General features: G+C 37.2%; 24 protein-coding genes. 6 read left to right on the forward strand and 18 right to left on the reverse strand.

Translation table 11 applies throughout. The features are described from left to right. Nucleotides 1–136: 136 nt before the first annotated feature. The 10 genes from GQO80_RS01140 to GQO80_RS01185 form a co-directional block, all read right to left on the reverse strand. The gene (locus GQO80_RS01140; protein ID WP_157206360.1) at nt 137–1,249 is read right to left on the reverse strand and encodes a glycosyltransferase family 4 protein; all 1,113 of its coding nucleotides are present in this window, start codon (nt 1,247–1,249) and stop codon (nt 137–139) included. Further along, nucleotides 1,242–2,357, reverse strand: coding sequence for a polysaccharide pyruvyl transferase family protein (locus GQO80_RS01145; protein WP_157206361.1), 1,116 nt, complete (start codon nt 2,355–2,357; stop codon nt 1,242–1,244). Before GQO80_RS01145 ends, GQO80_RS01140 begins: the two co-directional genes overlap by 8 nt. 15 nt (nt 2,358–2,372) lie before the next feature. Next, the gene (locus GQO80_RS01150; protein ID WP_157206362.1) at nt 2,373–3,524 is read right to left on the reverse strand and encodes a glycosyltransferase; all 1,152 of its coding nucleotides are present in this window, start codon (nt 3,522–3,524) and stop codon (nt 2,373–2,375) included. A gap of 116 nt (nt 3,525–3,640) precedes the next feature. After that, nucleotides 3,641–4,861, reverse strand: a complete 1,221-nt coding sequence (locus GQO80_RS01155) for a glycosyltransferase (RefSeq protein WP_157206363.1) — start codon at nt 4,859–4,861, stop codon at nt 3,641–3,643. Further along, nucleotides 4,858–6,405 carry a lipopolysaccharide biosynthesis protein gene (locus tag GQO80_RS01160; protein ID WP_198037706.1) on the reverse strand — a complete coding sequence of 516 codons (1,548 nt, stop codon included), beginning with the start codon at nt 6,403–6,405 and terminating at the stop codon, nt 4,858–4,860. The genes GQO80_RS01155 and GQO80_RS01160 overlap by 4 nt, the downstream gene beginning before the upstream one ends. A 35-nt stretch (nt 6,406–6,440) precedes the next feature. Further along, entirely contained in the window at nt 6,441–7,736 is a 1,296-nt protein-coding gene (locus GQO80_RS01165) for a nucleotide sugar dehydrogenase (RefSeq protein ID WP_157206365.1), read from the reverse strand. 170 nt (nt 7,737–7,906) lie between these two features. Beyond that, entirely contained in the window at nt 7,907–8,905 is a 999-nt protein-coding gene (locus tag GQO80_RS01170; RefSeq protein ID WP_157206366.1) for an SDR family oxidoreductase, read from the reverse strand. Between the two features lie 613 nt (nt 8,906–9,518). After that, the gene (locus GQO80_RS01175; protein WP_157206367.1) at nt 9,519–10,055 is read right to left on the reverse strand and encodes an RsmD family RNA methyltransferase; all 537 of its coding nucleotides are present in this window, start codon (nt 10,053–10,055) and stop codon (nt 9,519–9,521) included. Further along, nucleotides 10,055–10,876 carry a DUF3822 family protein gene (locus GQO80_RS01180; protein ID WP_157206368.1) on the reverse strand — a complete coding sequence of 274 codons (822 nt, stop codon included), beginning with the start codon at nt 10,874–10,876 and terminating at the stop codon, nt 10,055–10,057. Before GQO80_RS01180 ends, GQO80_RS01175 begins: the two co-directional genes overlap by 1 nt. After that, nucleotides 10,860–11,597, reverse strand: coding sequence for a hypothetical protein (locus GQO80_RS01185; RefSeq protein WP_157206369.1), 738 nt, complete (start codon nt 11,595–11,597; stop codon nt 10,860–10,862). Before GQO80_RS01185 ends, GQO80_RS01180 begins: the two co-directional genes overlap by 17 nt. Nucleotides 11,598–11,727: 130 nt before the next feature. Here GQO80_RS01185 and GQO80_RS01190 point away from each other — a divergent pair, with 130 nt between their 5' ends. From GQO80_RS01190 to GQO80_RS01215, 6 genes are all read left to right on the forward strand, one after another. Further along, complete coding sequence (locus GQO80_RS01190; protein ID WP_157206370.1) at nt 11,728–13,152, forward strand: ATP-dependent DNA helicase; 1,425 nt, start codon at nt 11,728–11,730, stop codon at nt 13,150–13,152. 161 nt (nt 13,153–13,313) lie between these two features. Then, complete coding sequence (locus GQO80_RS01195) at nt 13,314–13,889, forward strand: DUF4126 domain-containing protein (protein WP_157206803.1); 576 nt, start codon at nt 13,314–13,316, stop codon at nt 13,887–13,889. Nucleotides 13,890–13,925: 36 nt separating this feature from the next. Next, on the forward strand, nt 13,926–14,654 hold the full coding sequence (kdsB, locus tag GQO80_RS01200) for a 3-deoxy-manno-octulosonate cytidylyltransferase (RefSeq protein WP_157206371.1): 729 nt from the start codon (nt 13,926–13,928) through the stop codon (nt 14,652–14,654). Between the two features lie 62 nt (nt 14,655–14,716). Beyond that, the gene (locus tag GQO80_RS01205) at nt 14,717–15,421 is read left to right on the forward strand and encodes an HAD family hydrolase (RefSeq protein WP_394350989.1); all 705 of its coding nucleotides are present in this window, start codon (nt 14,717–14,719) and stop codon (nt 15,419–15,421) included. Nucleotides 15,422–15,499: 78 nt separating this feature from the next. Then, a complete protein-coding gene (locus GQO80_RS01210; RefSeq protein ID WP_232333093.1) occupies nt 15,500–16,561 on the forward strand; it encodes an iron-containing alcohol dehydrogenase family protein in 1,062 nt (353 codons plus the stop codon). A gap of 1 nt (nt 16,562) precedes the next feature. After that, nucleotides 16,563–17,111 (forward strand): 1-acyl-sn-glycerol-3-phosphate acyltransferase, encoded by a 549-nt coding sequence (locus GQO80_RS01215; protein WP_157206373.1) that lies wholly within the window; start codon nt 16,563–16,565, stop codon nt 17,109–17,111. A gap of 149 nt (nt 17,112–17,260) precedes the next feature. Here the strand turns inward: GQO80_RS01215 and GQO80_RS01220 are convergent, their stop codons facing one another. The 8 genes from GQO80_RS01220 to thrC form a co-directional block, all read right to left on the reverse strand. Next, nucleotides 17,261–19,855: a zinc-dependent metalloprotease gene (locus GQO80_RS01220; RefSeq protein ID WP_157206374.1), complete on the reverse strand. Its 2,595-nt coding sequence runs from the start codon at nt 19,853–19,855 to the stop codon at nt 17,261–17,263. Nucleotides 19,856–20,061: 206 nt separating this feature from the next. Continuing rightward, nucleotides 20,062–20,781 (reverse strand): YebC/PmpR family DNA-binding transcriptional regulator, encoded by a 720-nt coding sequence (locus GQO80_RS01225; protein WP_157206375.1) that lies wholly within the window; start codon nt 20,779–20,781, stop codon nt 20,062–20,064. 167 nt (nt 20,782–20,948) lie between these two features. Then, nucleotides 20,949–21,245 (reverse strand): 4a-hydroxytetrahydrobiopterin dehydratase, encoded by a 297-nt coding sequence (locus tag GQO80_RS01230; protein ID WP_157206805.1) that lies wholly within the window; start codon nt 21,243–21,245, stop codon nt 20,949–20,951. A 219-nt stretch (nt 21,246–21,464) separates the two neighbouring features. Further along, the gene (locus GQO80_RS01235) at nt 21,465–22,301 is read right to left on the reverse strand and encodes a sugar nucleotide-binding protein (RefSeq protein WP_157206376.1); all 837 of its coding nucleotides are present in this window, start codon (nt 22,299–22,301) and stop codon (nt 21,465–21,467) included. 11 nt (nt 22,302–22,312) lie between these two features. Next, nucleotides 22,313–23,395, reverse strand: coding sequence for a glycine cleavage system aminomethyltransferase GcvT (gene gcvT / locus GQO80_RS01240; RefSeq protein ID WP_157206377.1), 1,083 nt, complete (start codon nt 23,393–23,395; stop codon nt 22,313–22,315). Between the two features lie 190 nt (nt 23,396–23,585). Beyond that, nucleotides 23,586–24,068: a DUF305 domain-containing protein gene (locus tag GQO80_RS01245; RefSeq protein ID WP_157206378.1), complete on the reverse strand. Its 483-nt coding sequence runs from the start codon at nt 24,066–24,068 to the stop codon at nt 23,586–23,588. A 371-nt stretch (nt 24,069–24,439) separates the two neighbouring features. Then, nucleotides 24,440–24,766: a DMT family transporter gene (locus tag GQO80_RS01250; RefSeq protein WP_157206379.1), complete on the reverse strand. Its 327-nt coding sequence runs from the start codon at nt 24,764–24,766 to the stop codon at nt 24,440–24,442. Nucleotides 24,767–24,789: 23 nt separating this feature from the next. Then, entirely contained in the window at nt 24,790–26,085 is a 1,296-nt protein-coding gene (gene thrC, locus GQO80_RS01255) for a threonine synthase (RefSeq protein ID WP_157206380.1), read from the reverse strand. Nucleotides 26,086–26,189: the final 104 nt, after the last annotated feature.

Genomic DNA, 26,189 nt, shown 5'->3' on the forward strand with positions numbered 1-26,189 from the left:
GTTAAAACCTTGCACTGTCATTATCTTTATTTTAGCTTTTATAACTTTAACCGCAAATTACGCGAATGAACGCCTACCTCTCTGTTTAGCAATATGTTTCCCATTCATCTGTTAAAAAAATTAGGGCTTGCAGTTTTTAAGAGGGACTGTTTGCCAGTAATTGTTTGAATAATTTATCCCATTGCGGAACGATGTGTTCCGGTAGGTACCGTTTTACGTTTAGTCTTGCTTTTTTGCCCATGTTTCTTCTTAATTCTTGATTTTTTATCAGTTCGCAAATTTTTTCACTAAACGTTGGGATGTCGCCATTGGACACCAAAAATCCATCCTCGCCATCGGCAATGATATCGGAAGGCCCATACGGACAATCAAACGACACACAGGGTACGCCATACGCCATGGCTTCGGTAAGCACCATGCCGAAGCCTTCATAACGTGATGCCATGGCATAAATAGAAGCGCTCTTGTATTTTTCGCCAATGTTTTTTTCAGGAGGGAAAAAAGCCACCTGATCCTCGATGCCCAACTTGCTGGACAGTTCCCATAAGCCTTCGCTTTTTTCGATAGTGCCGTATATTTCAAGTTTCCAGTCGGGACATTTGTTGGTAACCCATTGCCAACTTTGCAACAAGCGATCGAATCCTTTTTGGTGGCAATGCTTGCCTACCGCAATTACTTTTTTGTTTTCTAGGTTGGAAAATTCGGCAGGGTAGAAGGATAAAGGGTTGGATATGACCTGCACATTGCTTAAAGGCCACTCGTTTAGGTTGCCATTAGTAAGCACTATAAATTTGTTATAGGTCTTGGCCCCTTTGTTCATCAGGGCAAATACCACCTTTAATTTTATTTTTTGAAAGATTGAAACCGTATCGGCTTTAATCTCGATGTTTTTTGAAACATGCCGTTCATAAACCATGGGGCAGGGTTTGTTGATAAACCAAGGCACAAATAAGCCTTTGAGGCCATCGTCGCATACAGAAATGATATCGGGCTTTACCATACTAACCACTTTTTTTAAGCCTTTTTTATAGCTTAAAAAATATTGGATGTTTGCGCCCTTTGTTGTTATATCGTGGTATATCAGTTTGTTGCTAAACTCGTAAAAAAGCGGGCTGGTTCCCTGGTTTAGCGTTGCAATATGAACCTCATAATTTAATTTTTCAGCCAAATAGCTCGCCTTAATGGACAGTACGCGCTCTAAACCTCCAGAACCGCAAATTTGATTGGTGATGTAGAGTAGTTTAATCATAAATCTTCAATGAATTTGTTAAAAATTTAATGGAAGTTTCAGTTAAAGGCTCTAAATATTCTTGCACACGATCATAATCTATTTTATATAAAGCATGTTTTTTAACCATGTCGTCATCCATAATCAATAATTGATTTTGACCAATAGAAGCCAATAAATCTCTCATTCGTGTATTAATTTTATCTTGTCTATTAAAAACCACAAATTCTTTTTTGAATATTATTGAAAAAGCTACTGCATGAAAGGAATTTGAAATTACAAATTCTGCATTTTTAACTAAGGACAAAAATTTTATTGGACCTTCTAAAAAGTAATTTTTGTCAGCATAATTAATAAGTTCATTTACAGTTATAATTTTCCAACCATATTTTCTTTTATAATTTTCAGCCATTTTTTTAATAAGTGGATTTGAATCAAAATCATAAATAAAAATATATTTATCTTTTTCCTTATCAACAGTAATTAACTGATTCCATTTTTCAGGTTCCAATAAAAAAACAGGGTCAAGAACCTGTGTAACATGATTTATTCCTAAATCATCTAATATTTTTTTTCCTGATAATTCCCTAACCGATACATGATCTAAACGTGCTACTTTTTCCTTAACAAAACCCTTAAATTTATCTTCAACAGAATCTATTGCAAAACTTGCAGCATAAGATATTTTTAATTTATCATTGGGTACAAAGTCTAAGTAAAAAGCAGGATCTCTGCCATTTTCAAAAAACGAATTCCAAATTTGATCGCTTCCACAAATAAAAGCATCTGCTTCAGGTACATTTAACTTTAATTCATCATTTGTTTTATATAGTTTTTTTGTGCTTTTTATATAGTTAATTGCAAACTCATCAAAACTTTTTTTTCTTTTTAAGTTGATTAATCTTTTAGGGAATTTTAATATGACATATATTATTCTTAAAACTATGTTTTTACTAAAAAAATCATTATTAACTTCCAAAAGCTTGAAATGATTACTTAAATATGATGGCTTGTAGTGTATAGTTTCTGTTTCATGGCCTAAATCCTCAAGGAATTTCAGTAAAGCATATTCCTGCAAACTAGCACCATAGTTATAAACTTCATGGCAGGTAATGGTTTTTATTTTCATGTTTATTAATTTAAGTTAAGCGTCAAGAAGCTCGTTAACTTTTTTCAATGTAACTTCTTTATCATTATTAGTTAATAAAGATAAGTTTTTAACAACTCTTCGCTTTAATTCGGTATCAATAAGATACCTCTCTATTGTGGTTGCAATAGCGTTGGGATTCATATCGCAAATTAACCCTGTTTTTTCATTTTCAATAATGGAAAAAATTGCTGGGAAATTAGTTGATACTATTGGTTTATTCAAAATGGCAGCTTCAATAATTGATAAACCCAAACCTTCAAACAACGAAGTTTGAACATATATATCGCAAGATTTAATGAACGGATATGGGTTCTCTTTAAGTCCCAAAAGTTTGAAATTATGCTGTAAATTATGTTTAACGATTAATAACTCTAACTCCTTTCGTTTAGGGCCTTCTCCAATTACATACCAAATAACATCTTTACCTTTATCAATTAATAATCTGCAGGCTTCAATGGCTAGATTATAACCTTTTGCTTCTGCCAATCTACCAACGGTTAATAATTTTATCGAATTTTCTATGTTTTCTAATCCATTACTTTCTTTACTTAATTTTTTTATTAGTAAGTCATCTGTTATGTCTTTTATCACAAGAGTATCAATATTTTTGTTTGTTTTTATAAGCTCCTTTCTAAATACAGCTTCATTTTCTTCCGATACACAAATGACTTTGTTGAAATGGGTATATGAATTAATATCAAAATCAATATTATAACCTGCTTTTTTATAATCCGTATTTAACCATGAATACTTTTTTTTAGAAAAAATATTATTAGCAACGTAATAAGTTGCAAAACCCTGATTGTAAGCAATAGCCACATCATAATGTTTATTAAACGCAATAGGTTTGTTGTAAATTTTCCAATACAACTGTGAGGGATGGTACTTTTTATTAAAATTGATTTTTTTTCTATAATATAGAAGGCTTCTTTTTAAAAATTTTTCATAAAATGGCAGATCTTCAAACAGATCTAAAAAAAAGGTGTTTACTTCTTTTGGAATTAATTTATAGAAATCTCCTCTATCGAATGTTAATATTAAATCTACATTATGTTTTTTATAGTCCAATTTCTGCAACAAAGTAATTAAGCTTTTTTCTGCACCACCACATCTTAAAGATTCTATAACAAATACGATATTTTTCATTTGTATATGACAATTATTTTAATTTACTTAGTTAACAATATATGTATTAATGCGAACAATGATTTCTTTTATTAATTGAAACTTTGAATTTTTAGTTAACAATATAAATTATAGTTCTATAAATCCAATAAGGCTTCTATTTTATTGATTTCTTTTTTAGTTTCTATTTTTTCTGTTTTAAGTTTCTCAATAAAGTTGTTTCTTAATTCTATATCTAAAATTAATTTTTCAATAGCATTTGCCAATTCTAACGGATTCATTTTTACTATCATACCGTTTTCGTTGTTTCTTATTTGATTATAAACTACTTCAAAATTAGTAGCTATAATTGGTTTGCATAAAATTTTAGCTTCTGCAAGTGCGATACCAAATCCTTCAAAAACAGATGGTTGACAATAGATATCGCATTTATTTATAAACGGATATGGGTTTGGAAATGTTCCAAGAAAAACAAAATTATCCTTTAACTTTAATTTTGATATTAATTTCTCCAGACTGCTTTTTAAAGGCCCTTCACCAATAACATACCATTTGAAATTAATATTTTTTTCTTTTAAGATTTTACTTGCCTTTATCGCCAAATCATACCCTTTTGGTGGAACCAATCTTCCAATAGTCAATAATTTTATTCCTTTATAGCCATAAGGAAAATCGCATTTTTCATCAGCCATTTTCCTTATTATTTGTTTTGAGATTATGTTATATATTATTAAAGATTTATGAATTTGTTTTTCATGATGATTTAAAAAAATATTTTCTCCTTTTGGAGATATATTAATTATTTTATCGAAAACATCATAATATGGTGAATCAAATTTCGTTGAATAATTTGCTTTTTTATAATCTGTGTTCACCCAACAAAGCTTTATTTTTGAATTCACTTTTTTTGTTACAAAATAGGTAGGCAAGCCTTGGCTAAAAGCAACGGCAACATCATAGTATTTGGGTAAATTATCGAATGCAATATTAGTAAGCTGCCAATTTAATTGCGCTGGGTGCAACCTGCGTATTTTAAGAAGTTTTGTTGTAAACTTATATATTCTTCTTGAAGCAAAAGCATACATTCTAATACCGAAAAATTTTGCTGCATTTAAGAAACTTATGTCTTTCTTACATCCGTTTAGGTACTGTGAATATTGTAATAGTGGTAATTTTGTCACTTCAACAGGAATAATGTCTTCATATAATCCACCTTTGTTAAAAGTCAATAAATCAATTTCATATTTATCCTTATTTATTAGGGTTAAAACGCTAACTAAATCTTTTTCTGCACCACCAGACCCTAATGAATCGATAACAAATAAAACTTTCTTTTTATACAATGTGTCTGTTTTCATATTTTAGGTTTTTTTAAAAAATATTTATGTTTATTTTTCAATATTAAGAAAAAAGGACTTAATAGTTCTTTTTCTGAATCACGCATACCTAATAAATATAATACAATTATGTAAACTATGGAATAAACTATTCCTTTAGCAATAAAATTAATCCAATCAAAACCTGGTATAAGGTCTATTAAAAAACCGATGACCAAAACAATTCCAATTGCAATCCCAGTTTTATTGAATATCTCTTTAAAAAATCTTAAAATATTTAAGTCTATATTTTTATAATAGTAATAATTCATAACATTTTGTACAAGTATCCAGCCAAACACAGAGCCACATATCATACCTAGGGCATTAAATTTTTTAGCCAAAATGCCTCCAAAGATGGTTCCAACTATCATAAAAAATAGATATAATTTAGCTTTAAAAGCAAGTTTGTTTTTCGCTTCAAGAATTAAATTTGCAAATGACTGTATTAGAGGTACAGTATAAGCAATCATAATTATTAAAGCTATAAGCCAAATTTCATTCGTGCCATCTCTTCCTATTTCAGAACCAACCCATAAGAAAACAAATTCTTTTCCATAGAGTAAAAAGCCGATGAAAATATACATTAAAACAATAAAAGAAATCCGGCCAATTTTAATCATAACATCTGTTAAGTCAGATGCAGTCGCATTGTTTACAGTCATTTGTGTAGCTTTTGGTAAAAATAGACTTGAAATAGCCGTGGAAAAAGCACCATAATATGTTCCTAAAGTAATTCCAATTCCATAAATAGTTAATACCTCTGGGGTAGCTATTCTACCTAATACCCAATGTCCTGCTTTCCATTGAAACATGGCAACTAGTGCAAATACAAAAATCCATAATGAGTAACTAAAAATTTGTTTTATATATTTTAATTTAAACTCATGCAGTTTAAATTTTACTTTAAGCTTGTAAAAGACATAATAGATTTCTATACACAAAAAGATGGCGTTATAAACGGTATCAATAACCACCAAAGCTATGGCTTTGCCCCCTAAAGTTAAAACTCCTATAACTGTTAAGGTCCTTAAAACATATCTTATTAGATTTACTGTCTTGGGAAATACGAAAACTTCGTAACCATAACAAATACCCGTAAAGCTTCCCCCGGGCAGGCCTATGGCAATATTAAATATTAAGAGAATAAATATTGTTTTTGCTATTTGAATCTCTTCAGCATTCATTTTCGTAAAATAGGTATCTATATACCCATAAAAAATGAAACCAAACATAAAAACCATTGCTGATAACACAGCATAAATGAGCATCGTGGTCGCTAAAAAGTTCTCTTCGCCTTTTCTATCATTTTCTGCCCTGTATTTGGCTACAAAACGAACGATAGTGTTATTCAGCCCTAAATCAAGTACGGAAATTGTACCCACTAAAGCTCCGATTGTGATGTAAATGCCGTATTCAGAATTACCTACATGGTTTAATATGAAAGGCGTTATAAAAAGGCCTACTGCATTTGTTAGGAAGATAGTAGCATAATTTAGTAAGGCTCCTTTTTTTAATTGGCTCAAAATGATTTGTTTTTAGTATTTATTAAAACTTTATTTTATAACCTCCCATGCACCTTTTCGGTTAATACGCCCTTAACATCGTATAGAATGCCATTGGGGTTTAATAGCGCCGATAAATTGATGCTTAGGAACTCCTTATGTGCCACCGTTAAAATGATGGCATCGAACTTGGTTTGCCCTTCGACAAGCTCAGGGTAACGGGTTGTGGTTTCTAGGTTATATTCGTGCATTACTTCTTCGGGGTTTGCCCAGGGGTCGAATATGGTGATTTCGGTGCCAAAACTTTTTAGCTGGTTAATCACGTCCACCGCTTTGGTATTGCGTACATCGGGGCAATTTTCCTTAAAGGTGATGCCCAGGTTTAAAATTTTGGCTCCCTTGATGCGGATGTCGTTTTGCACCATTAACTTGATGATCTCTGATGCTACATATTGGCCCATACCATCGTTTACGCGGCGGCCCGCCAGTATGATTTCGGGGTGGTAGCCCACCTCTTGGGCTTTTTGCGCCAAATAGTAGGGATCGACACCAATGCAGTGGCCACCTACCAAACCGGGCTTAAAGGGTAAAAAGTTCCATTTGGTACCTGCCGCTTCCAAAACCGCATGGGTATCGATATTCATGAGATTGAAAATTTTTGCCAGTTCGTTCACAAAAGCGATGTTGATGTCGCGCTGCGAGTTTTCAATAACCTTGGCAGCTTCGGCTACTTTAATGGTAGGAGCAAGGTGGGTGCCTGCCGTAATAACCGAGGCGTACAGGTTGTTTACTTTTTGTCCGATTTCGGGCGTAGAGCCTGCGGTTACCTTTAATATTTTATCGACGGTATGCAATTTATCGCCCGGGTTGATGCGCTCGGGGGAATAGCCAGCGAAAAAATCGTGATTAAACTTCAGGCCACTTACTTTTTCTAAAACCGGGATGCACTCCTCTTCGGTAACCCCGGGATATACGGTCGATTCATAAATAACAATGTCGCCTTTTTTTAAGACCTTGCCCACGGTTTCGCTGGATTTGTACAGGGGCGTTAAATCGGGTCGGTTGTTTTTATCGATGGGCGTAGGAACGGTAACAATGTAATAATTGCAGTCGCTAATAGCCTCGCGTTGCGCCGAACAGTACAAACCGATGTCGTTGGTATTGCTGCTTTTAATAACGGCTTTAAGCAGGTGTGGTTCTACCTCAAGGGTTACATCGTTACCAGCCTGCAACTCGTTGATGCGTTTTTGATTGATGTCGAAACCTACAACCGGGTATTTTGTGGCAAATAATCGTGCTAAGGGTAAGCCTACATAGCCTAAGCCAATGATTGCTATTTTGATGTTGTTCATTTTTGAATTGTTTAGTTGTTGAGTTGTTGAGTTGTTTAGTTGTTGAGTTGGTTAGTTGTTTAGTTGGTTAGTTGTTTAGTTATTTAGTTGTTTGTGGCTGTGGAAACTTCAACATTATTTAAAACTTTTTAACCTTATAACCACATCACCTTATTACCTTATAACTTATTTTATTTTAAATGTTGCCAGTACCAACTTACGGCTTCTTTTAAGCCTTGGTTGATATTGTATTGGGGGTTGTAATGTAATAAGGTTTTTGCTTTTTCAATGGATGCCAAGGAATGGGGGATATCGCCCAACCTGTTTTCCCTATGTGTAATAGGAATGGCACTGATAGCCCTATCAAACTCAGATAAATAGGTTTTTAAGGCATTTGCCAGTTCCAGCAGGGTAGTCCTTTCGCCGTAAGCTACATTATAAACCGTATTGAGGGCGTTGGTGTTTTCGGTGGTTAATGCCAAGACATTCATTTGTACCACATTGTCGATATAGGTAAAATCGCGCGAGTAGCTGCCATCGCCATTGATGATGGGCGATTGGTGGCTAATAAATTGTTGAACAAATTTAGGAATGACCGCTGCATAGGCCCCATTGGGGTCTTGACGTTTGCCAAATACATTAAAATAGCGTAGCCCTATGGTATTGAACTGATAGGTGGTATGGAAAATAGTGGCGTAAAGCTCGTTAACATATTTGGTGATGGCATAAGGCGATAAGGGTTTGCCAATGGTGTCCTCAACCTTTGGAAGCGCTTCATGGTCGCCATAAGTAGAAGAACTTGCCGCATAAATGAAGCGTTTTACACCTGCATCGCGTGCAGCGACCAGCATGTTTAAAAAGCCCGAAACATTTACCTCGTTGGTGGTAATGGGGTCTTTTATGGATCGTGGTACGGAACCTAATGCCGCTTGGTGCAACACGTAATCGGCTCGTTCGCAGGCTTTTTTGCAATCGTCCAGACTCCGTATGTCGCCTTCGATAAGCGTAAAGTGTTCCGCGTTTAAAAAGGGTTCAATGTTGCTTCTTTTGCCTGTTGAAAAATTATCCAAACATATCACTTTTATATTATTGGCTAAAAGGGTTTCGCATAAATTGGAGCCTATAAAGCCTGCACCACCTGTTACCAATACGGTGGTATTATGAAGTTTTTTTAATTCTGGATATTGCATTTTTTTGATTTGGGTTTGTTAATAGCACCGCAAATATGTAAAAAATAACTTTAACATGTTAACTAATTATATTAAGGTTACGTTTTATCCGATGAAATTCATTGTTTGGTGAAAATGAGGGGGGGGGTGTTGAGTTATTAAGTTATTGGGTTATTGGGTTATTGGGGTGTTTGTTTGGGAGGGAATAGGCAATGGGCATAAAGCGGTAGGCATGGTGGGGTGGATGGTTATTGGGGTGTTGAGTTATTGGGTTATTGGGTTATTGGGTTATTGGGGTGTTTGTTTGGGAGGGAATAGGCAATGGGCATAAGGCAGTAGGCATGGTGGGGTGGATGGTTATTGGGGTGTTGAGTTATTGGGTTATTGGGTTATTGGGGTGTTGTTTGGGAGGGAATAGGCAATGGGCATAAAGCGGTAGGCATGGTGGGGTGGATGGTTATTGGGGTGTTGAGTTATTAGGTTATTGGGTTATTGGGTTATTGGGTTATTGGGGTGTTGAGTTATTGTTTGGGAGGGAATAGGCAATAGGCATGGTGGGGTGGATGGTTATTAAGTTATTAGGTTATTGGGGGGTATTTGGGAGGGAATAGGCATAGGGCATAAGGCATAAGGCTTAATTTTCAAAGAAACTGAACATATTGCCGCCGTAACTTTTTGAATAGCTGAAATGTTTTAATTGGGAAAGGTTGGTGTGTTTGGAATGTTCTACGATTAGCAAGCCTTCATGGTATAATAGGTTGTTTTGAAAAACCAGTTCTGGGATTTTTTCAAATTCGGTATCAGGTAAATCATACGGTGGGTCGGCAAATATGATGTTGGCCTGTTGTGTTGCTTTCTCCAAATATTTAAACACATCGCTTTTAATGGTTTGAATGGGCATTTTAAAGGTTTGTGCCGTTTGGTTGATGAACTTGATGCACCCAAAATCCTGATCGACACAGGTAATTTGCCCAACACCTCTTGAAGCGAACTCGTAGCTAATGTTTCCGGTGCCTGCAAACAAATCTAAAACTATCAATTCGTTAAAATAAAAAAGGTTGTTTAAAATATTGAACAGTGATTCCTTGGCCATATCGGTGGTTGGGCGAACGGGCAAATTTTTTGGTGCTACAATTTTTCTGCTTTTGTAAATTCCTGAAATAATGCGCATTACAAGCTTTTTATTAACGTGAAATTTGAATGATCGGTTTTTGGGGCCACACGGTAGTTATAGGTTTCATTTCGGGTTCCAAAACCAATATGCCTAATGTATTGGTAGGCCATGTTGTAAAGCGCATCTTCCTTTGTTACGTTGCCTATAAAAACCAAATGGAATATTTCGGGGTTTAGGTTTAGTTGCTCGGTAGTAAACAACAGGTAATAAATAAAATCTTCACTTGAATGGTACTCAAAGGCGTTGTACAGCAGTAGTTTTGCATTATTAACAACTACGGTCTCAAAGTGGTTTTGGCTAATGTTTACATACACTTTCGGGCTGCTGCTATTTTTTTCCAAATGCAGTATTTCTTCAATTAAAATGGTTGAAATGTGCTTGAATGTAAAAGCCCCAAACTGGTCGTAAATAAAGTTGTTTATGTTCATATAGGGCACATAAACATTTATGCTGTCGTTGGTAACGATTTCATCGTGGGCAATAAAATCGGAAATGAGGATTTTAGAATTGAATTTCAAATAATCGGCAATACAATCTTCATTAAACAAGGGTTTGGGCACTAAGGTTGCCAGCTCGTTATCGTGAATAACGGTAATGGCGTTAAAGGTATTTTGAATGATTTTTTCAGTATTGAGCAGGTGTTTTAAGGCATCCAAAACCTCGATGGGGTTTAATTTTTTTTGAAAATCGACTTCCTTTAGGGCCGTAATGGTATTGGTATCGCGTTGCAGGATACAAAAAGAAAGTCCACTCAAGCTTATTTGAATGGACAGTTCTAATGGGGTGGGTTTGTTTGTATTGTTATTCGTTTGAGCCATAGGTTTTTGGCCAGTTACCGTTGGTGTTCACCTCGGTCATGGAGCCTACTTTAAGTGCATCGCCATTTACGCCATCAACCGATACTACTTGGTTTTCTTGCGCAATCATATCTGGATCTTGGTCAAATAATATCACGTTCTTTTTTACAGAGGCTTCAAATACCGGGATTTTTATGTCGCTTTCTTCCAAGAATCCTGCCTTCAATTCAAATTTAGCGCCTTCTTTTCCAACGGATACGTTCATCATGGTTTTGTAGCGTGTGGAGTTTTTAAATAAGGAATCCTTAACGGAAACATGGCCTAAAGTATCCACAATTACAATGTCCTTAAAAGTGTCAACGCCAAAACGTTTTGTCATTTCCTGGTCGATAATGCTAGAATCACGACGCTGAATGATTGTATATCTTCCGTTTTCAATAAATTTTACCAATTCATCAAAACTATCGGTAAACTTGCCATTAACTTGTTTGTAGGCCAATTGCGAATCGCGAATATCCTTTAAATTCTTAATTACTTCGGCATAACGCTTGGTTTTTTCTTGGTTAAATAAAATAGGCGTGTAAATAGACATGTACGTTTGGTATCCAAGAAAAGCAATCAATACCCAAAGCACAATATTTAAAACGGGTTTAAATTTTGCAGGTATAAATTTATCAACCAACTTTACCAAGCCAATTGTAAGCAGTATCACTGCAACAGTAATAAGAATAAAATTCCACATAATCGTTTTTTAATTTAAAAATAGTTTATCAAAGGTCTTTCGCAAATCTACAATTTTTTTTTAATCACAAAAACGTATTCTTGCTAAAAATCATTTCTATCTTTGAATAATTTATAATTTGCCTTTTTTAATGTCGCCATCGCAATTTTATTCCCTTATAACACAGCAGTTTCCGTTTCAACCTACCACCAAGCAAAATATGGTGCTACTGCAACTTTCAGAATTTATCGTTAGTGGGGCGCCAAATGCCCTTTATGTGCTAAAAGGCTATGCGGGCACAGGAAAAACCACCATTATAGGCACCCTAGTTAATAACTTGTGGCAAATAAAAAAAAGTGCGGTGTTAATGGCGCCCACGGGAAGGGCCGCTAAAGTAATGGCTAATTACTCCAAAAAGGAGGCCTTTACCATCCATAAAAAAATATACTTTCCCAAAAAGGAAAAAGGGGGTGGCGTATCGTTCGTTTTACAGCCAAACAAGCATAAAAACACCATTTTTATTGTTGATGAAGCTTCCATGATACCCGATACCCCGGGCGATTCCAAATCGTTTGAAAGCGCATCATTGTTGGACGATTTAATGCAATACGTGTATTCGGGCCAGCAATGTAAGCTAATATTAATTGGCGATACCGCGCAATTACCACCCGTAAAATTAGATTTAAGCCCTGCATTGGATGAAAATAGGCTCGCATTGCATTACAATAAAACCGTATCGAAAATGGAACTGGATGAAGTAATGCGGCAAGAACAAGATTCTGGCATCCTTGTTAATGCTACGGTATTGCGCGAAGCACTATCTTATGGCAACAACAATGCCTTTAAGTTCGATTTGGCGGGATTTAAAGACATTGTAAGGCTAACCGATGGGTACGACATTATGGATGCCATAAACGATGCTTACAGCACCTTGGGCAATGAGGAAACCGCCTTTATTGTGCGCAGTAACAAGCGTGCCAATTTGTACAACCAGCAAATAAGAAACCGCATTTTATTTAATGAAAGCGAATTGTCGGCAGGCGATTACTTAATGGTTGTAAAAAATAATTATTTTTGGATAAAAGCAACCACCGAGGCGGGTTTTATAGCAAACGGCGATATAGTAGAGGTCCTGGAAATTTTTAAGATAGAAGAATTATACGGTTTTCGCTTTGCGGAAGTTAAAATACGCATGGTCGATTACCCCAAGATGCAACCGTTTGAAACCGTGTTGTTGTTAGATACCATTGATGCCGAAACCCCGTCGTTATCCTACGAAGATTCCAACCGATTGTATCAAGAAGTTATGAAGGATTTTGAAAACGAAACCAGTAGCTATAAAAAGTTTATGAAAGTAAAAGAAAACAAGCACTTTAACGCGTTGCAGGTTAAGTTTTCGTATGCCATTACCTGCCACAAATCGCAAGGTGGGCAATGGCATACCGTATTTGTAGAGCAGCCTTATTTGCCCAACGGCATCGATAAGGACTATTTGCGCTGGTTATATACTGCCGTAACACGAGCCAAGGAAAAATTGTACCTTATTGGTTTTAAGGACGATTTTTTTGAAGCATAGCCCCTAAATCTGCAAAAGGGACTTTTTTGTGCGGAAAAAAAGAATAACTTTGAATAATAACAAAAAGGTACAGATGTAGTTTTTAAATGACTGCATATTAAAAATTAACGTAAGCAAAAGTGCTCCTTCGGGAAGTTAGGGGCTTTAGAGATTTAGGGCTTATGACGCTAGAAACCATCATTAGTATTTGCCTTGGCATTGGGCTTTCCGCATCGGTAGGCTTTCGGGTATTTTTACCCTTGTTCGCATTAAGTTTGGCCGCCTATTTTAATGTGTGGCAACTCAACGACGCTTGGCAATGGATAGGCAGTACCACGGCACTAATAACCTTGGGCGTAGCTACTATTGTTGAGATTTTTGCCTATTTTATTCCGTATGTCGATAATCTTTTGGATACCATCTCGGTGCCATTGGCAGCATTGGCGGGCACTGCGGTTATGCTTTCAACCGTATCCGATTTAAGTCCGGTGGTAACCTGGGCATTGGCCATTATTGCTGGGGGTGGTACTGCTGCGGCAATTTCAGGTACTTCAAGTGCCACACGCATTACGTCAACCGCCACAACGGGCGGTGTAGCAAACCCTATCGTTTCAACCATCGAAACGGGCACTTCTTTAGTGATGTCGGTCGTTTCCATTTTTCTCCCTTTATTGGCCTTTGTATTTGTGCTTATCGTGTTCTTTATCATTTTTAAACTCTATAAAAAGTTTAGCACATCCAAACCCAATAAGCTATAAAAAATTATCCTATTTTTGAAGCAGAATTAAATGACTATGAAAATAATATCCATGATTCCCGCTCGTTATAGCGCCTCACGCTTTCCCGGAAAACTCATGCAAGATCTGGGTGGTAAAACGGTAATTTTGCGAACCTACGAAGCCACTATCAATACCCATTTGTTTGACGATGTTTTGGTAGTTACCGATAGCGACATTATTTACAACGAAATTATAAATCATGGTGGCAAGGCCATGATGAGCCAAAAGGAACATGAATGTGGTAGTGATAGGATTGCTGAAGCGGTAGCGTTTTTAGATATTGATATTGTGGTTAACGTACAAGGTGATGAGCCTTTTACCGATAAGGAATCGTTGCAGAAACTTATAAGCGTTTTTAAGGACGACCATGAAAAAAATATCGATTTGGCATCGTTAATGGTTCATATTACCAATGAAGACGACATCAACAACCCCAATACCGTGAAGGTGGTGGTTGATAACTCAAATTTTGCACTCTATTTTTCCAGAAGCCCTATTCCATACCAAAGGGATAAAAGCGTTGCCGTAAAATATTTTAAACATAAAGGAGTTTATGCCTTTAGGAAACAAGCCCTGTTGGATTTTTACCATTTCCCCATGTTGAAGCTTGAAGCTTCGGAAAAATTGGAACAGTTACGGTATTTAGAATACGGCAAACGCATTAAAATGGTTGAAACCACTACCGAAGGTGTAGAAATTGATACGCCCGAAGATTTGGAACGCGCCAAAAAACAATGGAAGTAACAAAGTTTTGCTTCCGAAGCATACAATCTGTTTAAGCAAATTAAAAATTTTAATACCATACATTGCTGAAAGTTTACGAACATATTAAAGTTATTGGTTTTGATGCCGATGATACCTTATGGGTTAACGAAACCTATTTTAGGGAAGCCGAGGTTGAATTTGGTAAATTATTATCTGAATACGAAACCATAAATACAATCGACCAAGAGCTTTTCAAAAAAGAAATCGATAATTTGCCCCTGTACGGTTATGGCGTAAAGGCATTTGTGCTCTCCATGGTTGAAAGTGCTTTGGAGCAATCAAACTTCAATGTTTCCACAAAAACCATCCAATCCATACTCCAAATAGGGAAGGATATGCTCAATAAACCAGTAGAATTGCTTGATGGCGTTGAAGAGGTTTTGGAAGTGCTTTCAAAAAAATACCGGTTGATATTGGCAACCAAAGGCGATTTGTTGGACCAAGAACGGAAATTGGAAAAATCGGGATTGACCAAATACTTCCACCATATTGAAGTGCTAAGCGAAAAGCGGGAGGGCAATTACTCAAAATTGTTAAACCATCTGGACATTAAGCCCTCAGAGTTTTTAATGATTGGCAATTCGCTAAAATCGGATGTGTTGCCGTTAGTGAATTTAAAAGCACATGCCATACATGTTCCATTTCACACAACATGGGTGCACGAACAGGTAACAGAACAGGAAACCAATGGTAAAACCTATAAAACCATCAATAGTTTACGCGACCTACTTAAATTATTAAATTAACCGTCAAGTTTCACTTAAAATAAAGTATTTTTGAAAATTGAAAAAGAGAATATTTGAATGAATTACAAAAACTTTCCAATGGTGCCAAGAGTTGTTTTTGGCAGAGGTAGTTTCAATCAATTAAATGAAATTTTAGCCCCAAAGCGTGTTAGCATCGACGCCCCATTTATCTATTTGATAGATGCTGTTTTTAAAAACAATAATTGGTTAACTTCACGACTATCGCTATCGTATGACGATAGGATTATTTTTGTATCAACGGAAGAAGAGCCAAAAACGTCGCAGGTTGATGCATTGGTTGAATCTATTATCCTTACTACAAAGGCATTGCCTTCGGGCATAATAGGCATTGGTGGCGGTTCTGTTTTAGATTTGGCCAAGGCGGTATCGCTTATGCTCACCAACGAAGGTGAGGCTAAAGACTACCAAGGCTGGGATTTGATAAAAAATCCAGGAATCTATCATGTTGGTATTCCTACCATATCGGGTACCGGTGCCGAAGTTTCCAGAACAACCGTACTTATGGGGCCTGAAAAGAAGTTGGGAATCAATTCTGATTTCACACCCTTCGATCAGGTGATCCTAGACTCCGAACTCACTAAAGACGTACCAAAAGACCAATGGTTTTATACGGGTATGGACTGCTATATCCATTGCATTGAATCGTTAACAGGAAGCTACCTAAACACCTTTAGCCAAACCTACGGCGATATGGCTTTGGGCTTGTGCAAGGAAATTTTTTTGGAAAACAATTTATCTGAAATTGAATTGCAGGAAAAATTGATGATGGCTTCTTGGCACGGTGGTATGAGCATTGCCTATTCGCAAGTTGGCGTCGCACATGCCATGAGTTACGGGCTATCGTATTTATTAGGTATTAAACACGGTATAGGCAACTGCATTGTTTTTGACCATTTAGAGGAATTTTATCCAGAAGGCGTGGCTATTTTTAAAGCCATGAAACAAAAGCACAACATCGCTTTACCACAAGGCATTTGCAGCAATTTAAGCGATACCGAGTTTGATGTTATGATAACTATTGCATTAAACTTAGTGCCACTTTGGGAAAACGCACTGGGTAAAAACTGGAAAAGCATCATAACGCCAAAAAAATTAAAGGAACTTTACCTGAAAATGTAATATGCAATGGCTTGCCAAACTTATTTATTTTAAACTTTTGGGCTGGCAGGTTGTTGGCAATACCAATATATCTAAAAGCACCGTTAAAAAAGCAGTCATCATTGCGGCGCCACACACCAGTTGGCACGACTTTTATATCGGGGTATTGCTACGGGCCGTATTGCAGGTAAAAACAAATTTTGTTGGAAAAAAAGAACTGTTTGTTTTTCCGTTTGGCTGGTTTTTTAAGGTTTTGGGAGGCAGCCCCATTAACAGGGGCGCCAATGAAAATAAAGTAGAGGCCATAGCGCAATTATTTAAAGGGAAAGACGAATTTAGAATGGCATTATCGCCCGAGGGCACCCGAAAGAAAGTAGCAACCTGGCGTACCGGTTTTTATCATATTGCCAAAAAGGCACAGGTGCCAATTATTATGTTTACCCTCGATTTTGAAAACAAACAAAATAAAATTTCGGAGCCTTTTTATCCTACCGATGATATAGAGGCCGATTTTAAGTTTATGCGTCAATTCTACGAAGGCGTTAAGGGGAAAATACCTCATTATTCTTAAAAATGGCACAATAATTGAATTAAAATTATTGCTTAGGCATGAAACATAAAGTAAACAGGTATTTGTTCCTAAAAAGAAACATCACTAGCAATAAAAACAAAAGCTACTTCACAACGAAGTAGCTTTTTGCTTTTTGATATAACGATGCTTTATTTAACTTCTTCTAAAGCATTGTCAATCAAAGTTTTTAAATGCTGTTTGTGTGCTATAGAGGCAATATCGCCCGTTGCTCCTGTCATGGTTTTTATGTTTTTTAAGTTATATAATGCCAACGACTTTACATTATTAGCATAACTTGCATTGGATTTTCCTGTAAGGATGGCAATGAGCATGTTGGTATATTCCAACTGCAGGTTTTGCCTAAACGAATTTACGTTCCCGTAAATATCCGCTTTAAATATGGCATTGTTTAAGTCGGTCATAAACGCAGATAACGTGTATTCATTGCCATATAATTCAGAATCTGAAATTCGTTGCAAGGTATTGTAATGCAATAAATGGTTTAGTACATTTTTTTGGTAAGTGAGTACTTGCGTATGAATTTTTGGGTCTTCAGTATTTCTAAAATTAAAACCACGGCGTTGCATGGCCAAATAATTGTACAGATCGTTGGGTGCGTCAAAGGCATCGGCAGCAAACACGTACTTGCTTAAAGCGGCCATGGCACGTTTTTGGTCTTTTAAACTAACCGGCGTATAGGGTTGCGTGCTTCCATTTTGGCCAACCATGGCGCGGTCAACATACACACCGCCAATAAATCGTGAAATAACGGTTCCTGAGGTTGCTTTTTGAGAACTTAACAAGTAATATATGCGTCGAAGTTCCTCGTAAGATTCACCGGTTTTTGAAAATCTACTTTTAATGTCCTTCATCAGGTTGTTTGCCAGTTCAATTCTATCAATAGCCCAAGTTATTTGGTCGTTTGATTGATCGGAAACATTAACGCGTGGGTCTATAGCTTTTCCAGGGGCGCGCATGTCGTCGGCATCATTTCCAAAAATATGTTCTGGTTTGGTCGATTCGTTTAATAACGCTTGCCGGTCGTTTTCCGATTTAAACGGCGTATAACCCAGTTGGATGGCCCAAACATCGTAAGGTCCAACGGCCACATCATCGTATTGGCCTTGTTTGCTTCGGTCTTTATTGATGTTCAAAGCGGCATAATCCATAACCGATGCGGTTAAGCATTTTCCTTTGATAAACTCGGGATCTGCCAGTTGTTCGGGTGAAAATAACTGACTCGCTTTCATGTTGTGGTTCAGCCCTAAGGTGTGGCCAACTTCATGCATTATCAAGGCTGTCATCGATTCTTTTTTGATGCGTTCCATTTCAAAATCGGAATTGGCATAAGCAGATGCTACGGCATTTGCAAACATAACATCTTGCTGTAATTGATGGCCAAAAGAGCAGGATGCCGTATCGTGCTCATTAACCTTCGAAGCTTCATACGGAGTTTCCAATGTTGCCAAATTGTAAACTTTATCATAAAGCACACGGTTTGTAAAATGCGCAAATTCCAGCATAATATCGGCACCCAATATTTCACCGGTTCTTGGGTTTACAAAACTGGGGCCATAACCACCAAAGGGCGGTTCGGGAGACGAGGTCCAACGCAACACATTGTGTTTTAGGTCGCCTGCATCCCAATCGGCATCATCGGGTTGCACTTTTACAACCATGGCATTTTTAAAACCTGCTTTTTCAAAAGCTACGTTCCATTGCAAAACGGCGTTGGCAATAGTTTCGCGCCACTCCAATGGGGTGGAATTTTCAATCCACCAGATAATGGGTTCAACAGGTTCGGAAATAGCGGCATTCGGGTCTTTCTTTTTTAAGTGCCAACGATGAATAAAATCTCTATAATTGATGCTTTTTGTGGACGTTTTATCATCAACCTCCGTTGTAAAATAACCAACCCTAGGGTCGTCGAACCTTGGTTCATAATCGTTTTCGGGCATTGCCATCAAACTTTGAAACACTTTAATGCTCACATTTCGGCCATCGGCAACCGCATTGGAACCGTTGTTTAATACAGAAGGCGATGAATACACGTACTCGACCTCGAAGTTTGTGTTTTCAGGATAATTTTTTATTCTGTTTATTTTGGTTTTCGATTTGTTCAAACTTCCCAGCTTGAATGCCGTTGGGGATTCTCCCGGCGCACTGGGCCTTTTTATTTGCGCAAAGGTTTCGTTCAAAAAAAGCTCATCGGCCTTAATTAAATATAGTCCGTTTTTTTCATCGCGCGCATCAACTTGGATGCTTGCAATATTGCCATGGCTGATATTGGCCTCTTTAGATTTGGAAAGTGGACTCTCCGGATCGAAATAAAACGAGGTGTTTTGGGCAACAAATTCAATTTTATCGAAGTATTTTTCAATTTTTAAAACCTTCGAGCCCATGTACGCCCCACGATTGATTCTACCGGCATCCAAAACGCCATTGGATATTTGGCTAAAATAAATGAACTCCTTATTTATCTGTTTATCAGATATTAACATTTGTAAAGACCCCGTAATGGTATCTTGGTAAATGGGAAATAAACCTTCAATTTTTTTACTTGATTTAACAAGTTCGGCAATTGTTTTTTCTTTTTTTGCTGGAGGTGCCGGCATTTCGGTTTTTTCACCCTTCTTACTCTTTTTTTTCTTGTTTTGGGCATCTGTATTTTGTGATGCTAACAAAAACAAGGTTGTTAAAAAAATACAGGCAATACGGGCAAGCAGGAAATTGTTTTTTTTCATACGATGCTTAATAAGGTTGTTTACTGTGCGGAATTTATAAATTACTGAATAATGCAGCTAAAAATAAATGAAATGAATGAAATAAAATGGATAATAAATGTTAAAACCTTGTAAATGCGCGCTATTCTTTAAAAATAAATTGGTTCTATAAAATGAAAAAAGCCATCATAAACTGATGGCCTTTGTTTTGGTTATTTATATGAGGGTTATTCTTCGTTTTCCTCCATGGTGTGATATACGTTCTGTACATCATCGTCGTCGTCCAGTTTTTCCAGAAGTTTTTCAACATCGGCAGCTTGTTCGGGGGTTAACTTTTTGGTAACCTGCGGCATACGTTCAAATCCGGATGATAATATCTCAATGCCCTTTTCTTCCAAAGCCGCTTGAATGGTGCCAAAACTTTCAAAAGGCGCGTAAATTAAAATGCCATCTTCATCGGCAAACACTTCTTCAGCACCATAATCGATAAATTCCAGTTCAATTTCCTCGGCATCCAAACCTTGAGCATTGATCCTGAAATTGCAGGTATGGTCGAACATAAACACCACCGAGCCCGAGGTGCCCAAACTGCCGTCGCATTTGTTAAAATAGCTGCGTACGTTGGCAACGGTTCTGGTGTTGTTATCGGTGGCGGTTTCAACCAAAATGGCGATACCGTGGGGTGCATAGCCTTCAAAAATAACTTCCTTGTAATCGCCCTGGTCTTTTTCGCTTGCTTTTTTTATGGCACGTTCAACGTTTTCCTTTGGCATGTTTACCGATTTGGCATTTTGCATAACCGCCCGCAACCGTGCATTGCCGGCAGGATCGGGACCTCCTTCTTTTACTGCCATTACAATATCTTTGCCAATACGCGTAAATGCTTTACTCATGGCCGACCAACGTTTCATTTTACGTGCTTTTCTAAATTCAAAAGCTCTTCCCATTTTAAAAGTTATAAGGTTAAAAGGTTATATGGTTATAAGGTTAAAAAGTTATTAAGGTAAAAGGTTTTATGTTTTTTAACCACCGCAAAAATAAAAAATTCTGTAAATTGAAAAAGGTTTAAATGATAATATATTGCATGTAATTTGGAATTTATTTTTTGAAATTTTTAGTCTTCATCCTCAGGTTCAACAATGGCTTCAATAGCTTTGGCCAATTGAAAATCCTTCTCGGTAACACCATGGGCGCTGTGGGTTGCTAATGAAATGGTTAACACATTGTAGGTGTTGGACCAATCGGGGTGATGGTTTAATGCTTCACACTCAAAAGCGATGCGGCTCATGGCGCTGAAACAATCCTTGAAGTTTTCAAATTCAAATTCGGCGTGGATGGCACCATCATAATAATCCCAATCGGGGAAATCCAACAATCGTTTTTCTATCTCTTTTTCTGAAAGCTTGCTCATAATCCTGTTTTTTAGGTTGATTGTAAATTTACTGATTTCAAATGAATATGCCTTGGTTGCCATGGTTTTTTAAACAGAAAAACTTTTGGGGCATGCCTAAACGATGCTAGTATGCCCGCGTTAGGGGTTGTACCGGAAAGCCCACAGCAAGCCCGATGCTAATTGGGATTGCGAGGACTTGTAGGGGAAAACCCGACCCGATAGGGGAACGCCCAAATGCTATATTATTAAATCGCTCAGTAATTCCTGACTTAGCAATTGTAAATTTTTTGGGAGCAGGTTGTATTTTGGCAAAACGGCCAAATAACGGTCGTCGTTGGTGGTGTAAACCTGTTTGTAGCGGGCATTTTGTATTTGCAGTGCATTTATTACATCCTTAATAAATTCATCGTGGTGCACCAAATCGGTACTTCCCAAATGGAAAATCCCCGATTTATTTCGGTTGATGATGTAATGGATTTGTTGGGTAACCTTATGGTCGTTTATCACGTTCATTATTAAATTGGGGAACACTTCAACAGGTTCCTTTAATTTAATTTGTTGCACAATTTTTTGGATACGTGGTGAATTGGCACCAAAAACCATGGGCAGCCGTAAAATGGCGATTTGCTTTTTTGGCAAGCGCAACAGAATATTTTCGATTTTTATTTTGAAATGGCCGTAAATGCTGTGGCTTAGGGTTTTATCGAGTTCGTAACTTGGGTATTTGCTGTATGCATCAAAAACATTGGCCGAAGATAAAAACAGCAGTTTTATTTTATTTGAAAACACGTATTCCGCAAGGTGTTGGTGCACAATGACTTGCTTTGAAAAATCACCGCGAAGTGCCGAAATGATGATGGTTGGTTTTACAAGGTCCAGAATTTCGTAAACATCATCTTCTTCCAGATTAAATTGAAAAAAATGGTTGTTTTTTTCTAACTGGTTATTGGACCTGTTGTAAGTGCCAAAGGTTTTAAAATAGGGGCAGAGTTCTTTATAAATGGCATTTCCCAAAAAGCCACTGGCACCTAAAATTAAGATGCGGTGTTTTTTATCGTTAGGGGTTTCATTCATTAAAAGTAGGATTAACCTTTGTAGAACGGAAGTTTTACAACGGTTGCTGGAATGGCATTTTTACGGATTTGGATAAAAACAGTACTGCCAACTTCCGCAAAAGCCATTGGCACATAGCCCAAACCAATGCCTTTGTTTAATGAAGGTGCCATGGTGCCGGAAGTAACTTCGCCAATTTTAGTGCCGTTTGCATCAACTATATCGTAACCATGACGGGGTATGCCACGTTCGTTCAACTCGAATGCGATTAATTTGCGCGTTGGCCCATTTTGTTTTTCTTTTTCTAAAGCTTCAGAATTCGTGAATTTTTTAGTGAATTTTGTGATCCAGCCCAAACCAGCTTCAATGGGTGATGTGTTATCATCAATATCGTTTCCGTAAAGGCAATAGCCCATTTCCAAACGCAAGGTATCGCGCGCTGCCAGTCCAATGGGTTTGATGCCGTAACCTGCGCCTGCTTCAAAAACCTTGTCCCAAATTTGTTTTACTTCGCTGTTTTTGCAGTAAATTTCAAAGCCGCCACTGCCAGTATAACCGGTTGCCGAAATAATTACATGTTCAATACCTGCAAAATCGCCCACAATAAAACCGTAAAATGGAATGGCTGATAAATCGTGGCTCGTCAACGATTGCATCGCCTCAATAGCTTTTGGCCCTTGAATGGCCAATAACGAATACGTGTCGCTTAAATTGCGCATGGTAGCACCCACCTTGTTTTTAGACTGTATCCACTGCCAATCTTTTTCAATATTACTGGCATTTACCACCAATAAATAGGTGGTTTCTTTAATGCGGTACACAATTAAATCGTCCACAATACCGCCCGTATCGTTGGGTAGGCAACTGTATTGCGCCTTTCCTATGGTTAATTTGGAAGCATCATTGCTGGTTACTTGTTGGATGAGTTCCAAAGCATGTTCGCCCTCAATTAAAAATTCGCCCATGTGGGAAACATCAAAAACGCCCACAGCATTTCGAACGGTTTCGTGTTCTACATTAACGCCTTCGTATTGAACAGGCATATTAAAGCCCGCAAAAGGCACCATTTTTGCACCGAGCGCTATGTGTGTTTTGGATAAGGGTATGTTTTTCATTTGAGTTTATGCTTTTTTTAATTCCGCCGAACCTTGATGGCTATCGGGAGGGAATCTCATTAAATTTTAACGAAAGCAAATGTATATAAATTTTATGGAAGGTGGTTTTGTGAGGGAGTTAAATGTGGTTGGCGGTTATTTTCGTTTGTTTTTTATGAACCAAAAGTGTTGTCCAACTGGAGGAATACTTTTATTTTTTATGTTCCAATCGTTTTATCATTACTTTCATTTCCTCAATTTCCCTTTTTTGGGCTTTTATGATGTCCTCTGCCAATTTTTTCACTTCCGGGTCTTTTATATTTGCTCGTTCACTGGTTAAAATGGCAATGGAATGGTGTGGTATCATGGCTTTCATCCATAGAACATCTCCAATAATTGGTTTTTGGGTTCGTAACAGCATTAGTGCCGCACCAAAAAGAAGGATGCTCCCCAATAGTATGGCCCTATTTTTTTTCTTGTTTTTGTACATTTTCAGCATGAATAACAGCATGATAACTGCCATTGCGGATATTCCTAAACAGGTCATATAGAAACGGGTAAGGCTAAAATACACATGGTCGGTCGTGTAAGTGTTAAAATACATGGTTATGTACATGGCAATAAATGAGGTGCCTAGCATTAAAAAAAATGTGGTGTACTTTGCGTGTTTATTGTTGTTGTTTGATTTTTCCATGATTCTATTTTTTTGTTTGTTTTTTTACAGATTTTCCACCATTCAAGATACGGGAACTGTATTTAGGATTTCTTAAATATAAAGCAAAGGGACAGCATGTTTTTACTCAAAAAGATAAATTTTTGACTATAAAAGATCAATTATTGTAAGTTAAAGGTTGTTATCTTTTTTCTGACAAATGCGATAAAGTGAATTTATAAAGAAAAAATAGTTAAGGAAATCAAACATCAAGGAATCTATCTCAAACTTGAAGCACTTTGCAATGATGCGAAAAAGTTTTAACGTAATTAGTGACCAATATAAGTTAGCCTTTTTTTTAACAAATTCAAAAGGGAAAGATATGTTTTTGTAATTTCTATAAAAGCGTACCGTTAATTAGAAACCACCTTTAGCCCAATAATAGAAGCAATAAGGGTGGTAATGAAGAAAACCCTCCAAAAAGTGACCGGTTCTTTAAAGATGAAGATACCAACTAAAACGGTACCCACGGCACCAATGCCGGTCCATACGGCATAGGCGGTGCCAATAGGCAGTTGGTTGGTGGCCTTAACAAGTAATGCCATGCTTAAAATTAAAAAACCCAAAAAGCCGGCGTACCAATACATCGCATCATTACCTGTGGTTTCTTTGGCTTTACCTAAGCAAAACGCAAATGCCACTTCCGATAATCCCGCACTAATTAAAATGAGCCAGTTCATACCATTTTAAGCTGTTAACGCATTTATTTTTTTAATAGAAAGTGTTTTAAATCATCGTAGGTAGAAATTACAACCGATTCTTTTTCTTTGCCCATAACTGCTTCTATTTGTGGGGGCAATGACTGTTTTGTTTTAATTACAGCTTCTACCACATCTAAAAATTTGGTTGGGTGCGCGGTTTCTAAAAACACGCAATGTGCAGTTGGATTTTCTTTTAAATAATCTTTGCAACCCAAATAGCCAACGGCACCATGTGGGTCGGCCACATAGTTGTATTTTGTGTGCATTTCTAACATGGCTTCTTTTGTTTCTTCATCGGAATAACTAAAAGATGTTAAATTATTTTTTAGGTCTTCGAAATTATTTTTATAAATTTCCTGAATACGAACAAAGTTACTTGGTGCGCCAACATCCATCGCATTGCTAATGGTTTGTACCGATGGTTTTGGCTCGTAAAGCTGTGATATTAAATAGCGGGTAACCACATTATTGGCATTGTTTGAGGCCACAAAATGGTTGATGGGCAAGCCCAATTGCTGTGCCATCATGCCTGCACAAATATTGCCAAAATTACCACTTGGCACAGAAAACACAATGTTTTTGTGCTGTTTGTGCAATTGCTTGTAGGCAAACATAAAATAGAACAACTGTGGCAACCAACGTGCTACATTGATGGAATTTGCCGAAGTTAATTGCATGTGGTTAGTTAACGCTTCGTCTAAAAAAGCGGTTTTAACCATGGCTTGGCAATCATCAAAAGTGCCGTTAACTTCCAACGCTTTTATGTTTTGCCCCAAGGTTGTAAGTTGTTTTTCTTGAATGTCGCTCACTTTTCCGCTAGGGTATAGAATCACAACGTTTACACCTTTAACACCTAAAAAACCATTGGCTACGGCACCACCCGTATCGCCCGAAGTGGCCACTAAAACCGTAACCTCCCGATTGTTGTTTTGGTTAAAATACCCTAAACAACGTGCCATAAAACGCGCACCCACATCTTTAAACGCCATGGTTGGCCCGTGAAACAATTCCAATGTTGATATGTTTTCGTTTAATTTTACTACTGGAAAATCAAACGATAAGGTTTCTTCAACAATGGTTTTTAAAACAGCTTCCGGAATTTCTGGGGACACAAACTGTTTGATGGCCTCGAAAGCGATTTCCGAATACGATAAAGCATCCATATTATCAAAAAAGGACTTTGGTAGTGGCGTGATGCTTTCAGGAAAATACAAGCCTTTATCGGGCGCAATGCCTTTTATTACGGCATCCTTAAACGATGCGTTTGGTGCTTTGTGGTTTAGCGAGTGGTATTTCATTTGTTGTCGTTCCTGCAAAGTCAGGAATCTGTTTTTATAATTCGTAATTATTTTAATTCAACATTTTCATTTAAGCGAGTGCTTCAGTTGTGGCGCCATCGCAA

The organism is Mariniflexile maritimum (genome assembly GCF_009746565.1).
In the GTDB taxonomy this organism is placed as follows: domain Bacteria; phylum Bacteroidota; class Bacteroidia; order Flavobacteriales; family Flavobacteriaceae; genus Mariniflexile; species Mariniflexile maritimum.

Excerpts from the sequence above, each read along its gene's own strand:
- GQO80_RS01140 (WP_157206360.1), bottom strand. The coding sequence starts at position 1,249 with ATGATTAAACTACTCTACATCACCAATCAAATTTGCGGTTCTGGAGGT.
- GQO80_RS01145 (WP_157206361.1), bottom strand. The coding sequence starts at position 2,357 with ATGAAAATAAAAACCATTACCTGCCATGAAGTTTATAACTATGGTGCT.
- GQO80_RS01150 (WP_157206362.1), bottom strand. The coding sequence starts at position 3,524 with ATGAAAAATATCGTATTTGTTATAGAATCTTTAAGATGTGGTGGTGCA.
- GQO80_RS01155 (WP_157206363.1), bottom strand. The coding sequence starts at position 4,861 with ATGAAAACAGACACATTGTATAAAAAGAAAGTTTTATTTGTTATCGAT.
- GQO80_RS01165 (WP_157206365.1), bottom strand. The coding sequence starts at position 7,736 with ATGAACAACATCAAAATAGCAATCATTGGCTTAGGCTATGTAGGCTTA.
- GQO80_RS01170 (WP_157206366.1), bottom strand. The coding sequence starts at position 8,905 with ATGCAATATCCAGAATTAAAAAAACTTCATAATACCACCGTATTGGTA.
- GQO80_RS01175 (WP_157206367.1), bottom strand. The coding sequence starts at position 10,055 with ATGCGCATTATTTCAGGAATTTACAAAAGCAGAAAAATTGTAGCACCA.
- GQO80_RS01180 (WP_157206368.1), bottom strand. The coding sequence starts at position 10,876 with ATGGCTCAAACGAATAACAATACAAACAAACCCACCCCATTAGAACTG.
- GQO80_RS01185 (WP_157206369.1), bottom strand. The coding sequence starts at position 11,597 with ATGTGGAATTTTATTCTTATTACTGTTGCAGTGATACTGCTTACAATT.
- GQO80_RS01190 (WP_157206370.1), top strand. The coding sequence starts at position 11,728 with ATGTCGCCATCGCAATTTTATTCCCTTATAACACAGCAGTTTCCGTTT.
- GQO80_RS01195 (WP_157206803.1), top strand. The coding sequence starts at position 13,314 with ATGACGCTAGAAACCATCATTAGTATTTGCCTTGGCATTGGGCTTTCC.
- kdsB (WP_157206371.1), top strand. The coding sequence starts at position 13,926 with ATGAAAATAATATCCATGATTCCCGCTCGTTATAGCGCCTCACGCTTT.
- GQO80_RS01210 (WP_232333093.1), top strand. The coding sequence starts at position 15,500 with ATGGTGCCAAGAGTTGTTTTTGGCAGAGGTAGTTTCAATCAATTAAAT.
- GQO80_RS01215 (WP_157206373.1), top strand. The coding sequence starts at position 16,563 with ATGCAATGGCTTGCCAAACTTATTTATTTTAAACTTTTGGGCTGGCAG.
- GQO80_RS01220 (WP_157206374.1), bottom strand. The coding sequence starts at position 19,855 with ATGAAAAAAAACAATTTCCTGCTTGCCCGTATTGCCTGTATTTTTTTA.
- GQO80_RS01225 (WP_157206375.1), bottom strand. The coding sequence starts at position 20,781 with ATGGGAAGAGCTTTTGAATTTAGAAAAGCACGTAAAATGAAACGTTGG.
- GQO80_RS01230 (WP_157206805.1), bottom strand. The coding sequence starts at position 21,245 with ATGAGCAAGCTTTCAGAAAAAGAGATAGAAAAACGATTGTTGGATTTC.
- GQO80_RS01235 (WP_157206376.1), bottom strand. The coding sequence starts at position 22,301 with ATGAATGAAACCCCTAACGATAAAAAACACCGCATCTTAATTTTAGGT.
- gcvT (WP_157206377.1), bottom strand. The coding sequence starts at position 23,395 with ATGAAAAACATACCCTTATCCAAAACACACATAGCGCTCGGTGCAAAA.
- GQO80_RS01245 (WP_157206378.1), bottom strand. The coding sequence starts at position 24,068 with ATGGAAAAATCAAACAACAACAATAAACACGCAAAGTACACCACATTT.
- GQO80_RS01250 (WP_157206379.1), bottom strand. The coding sequence starts at position 24,766 with ATGAACTGGCTCATTTTAATTAGTGCGGGATTATCGGAAGTGGCATTT.
- thrC (WP_157206380.1), bottom strand. The coding sequence starts at position 26,085 with ATGAAATACCACTCGCTAAACCACAAAGCACCAAACGCATCGTTTAAG.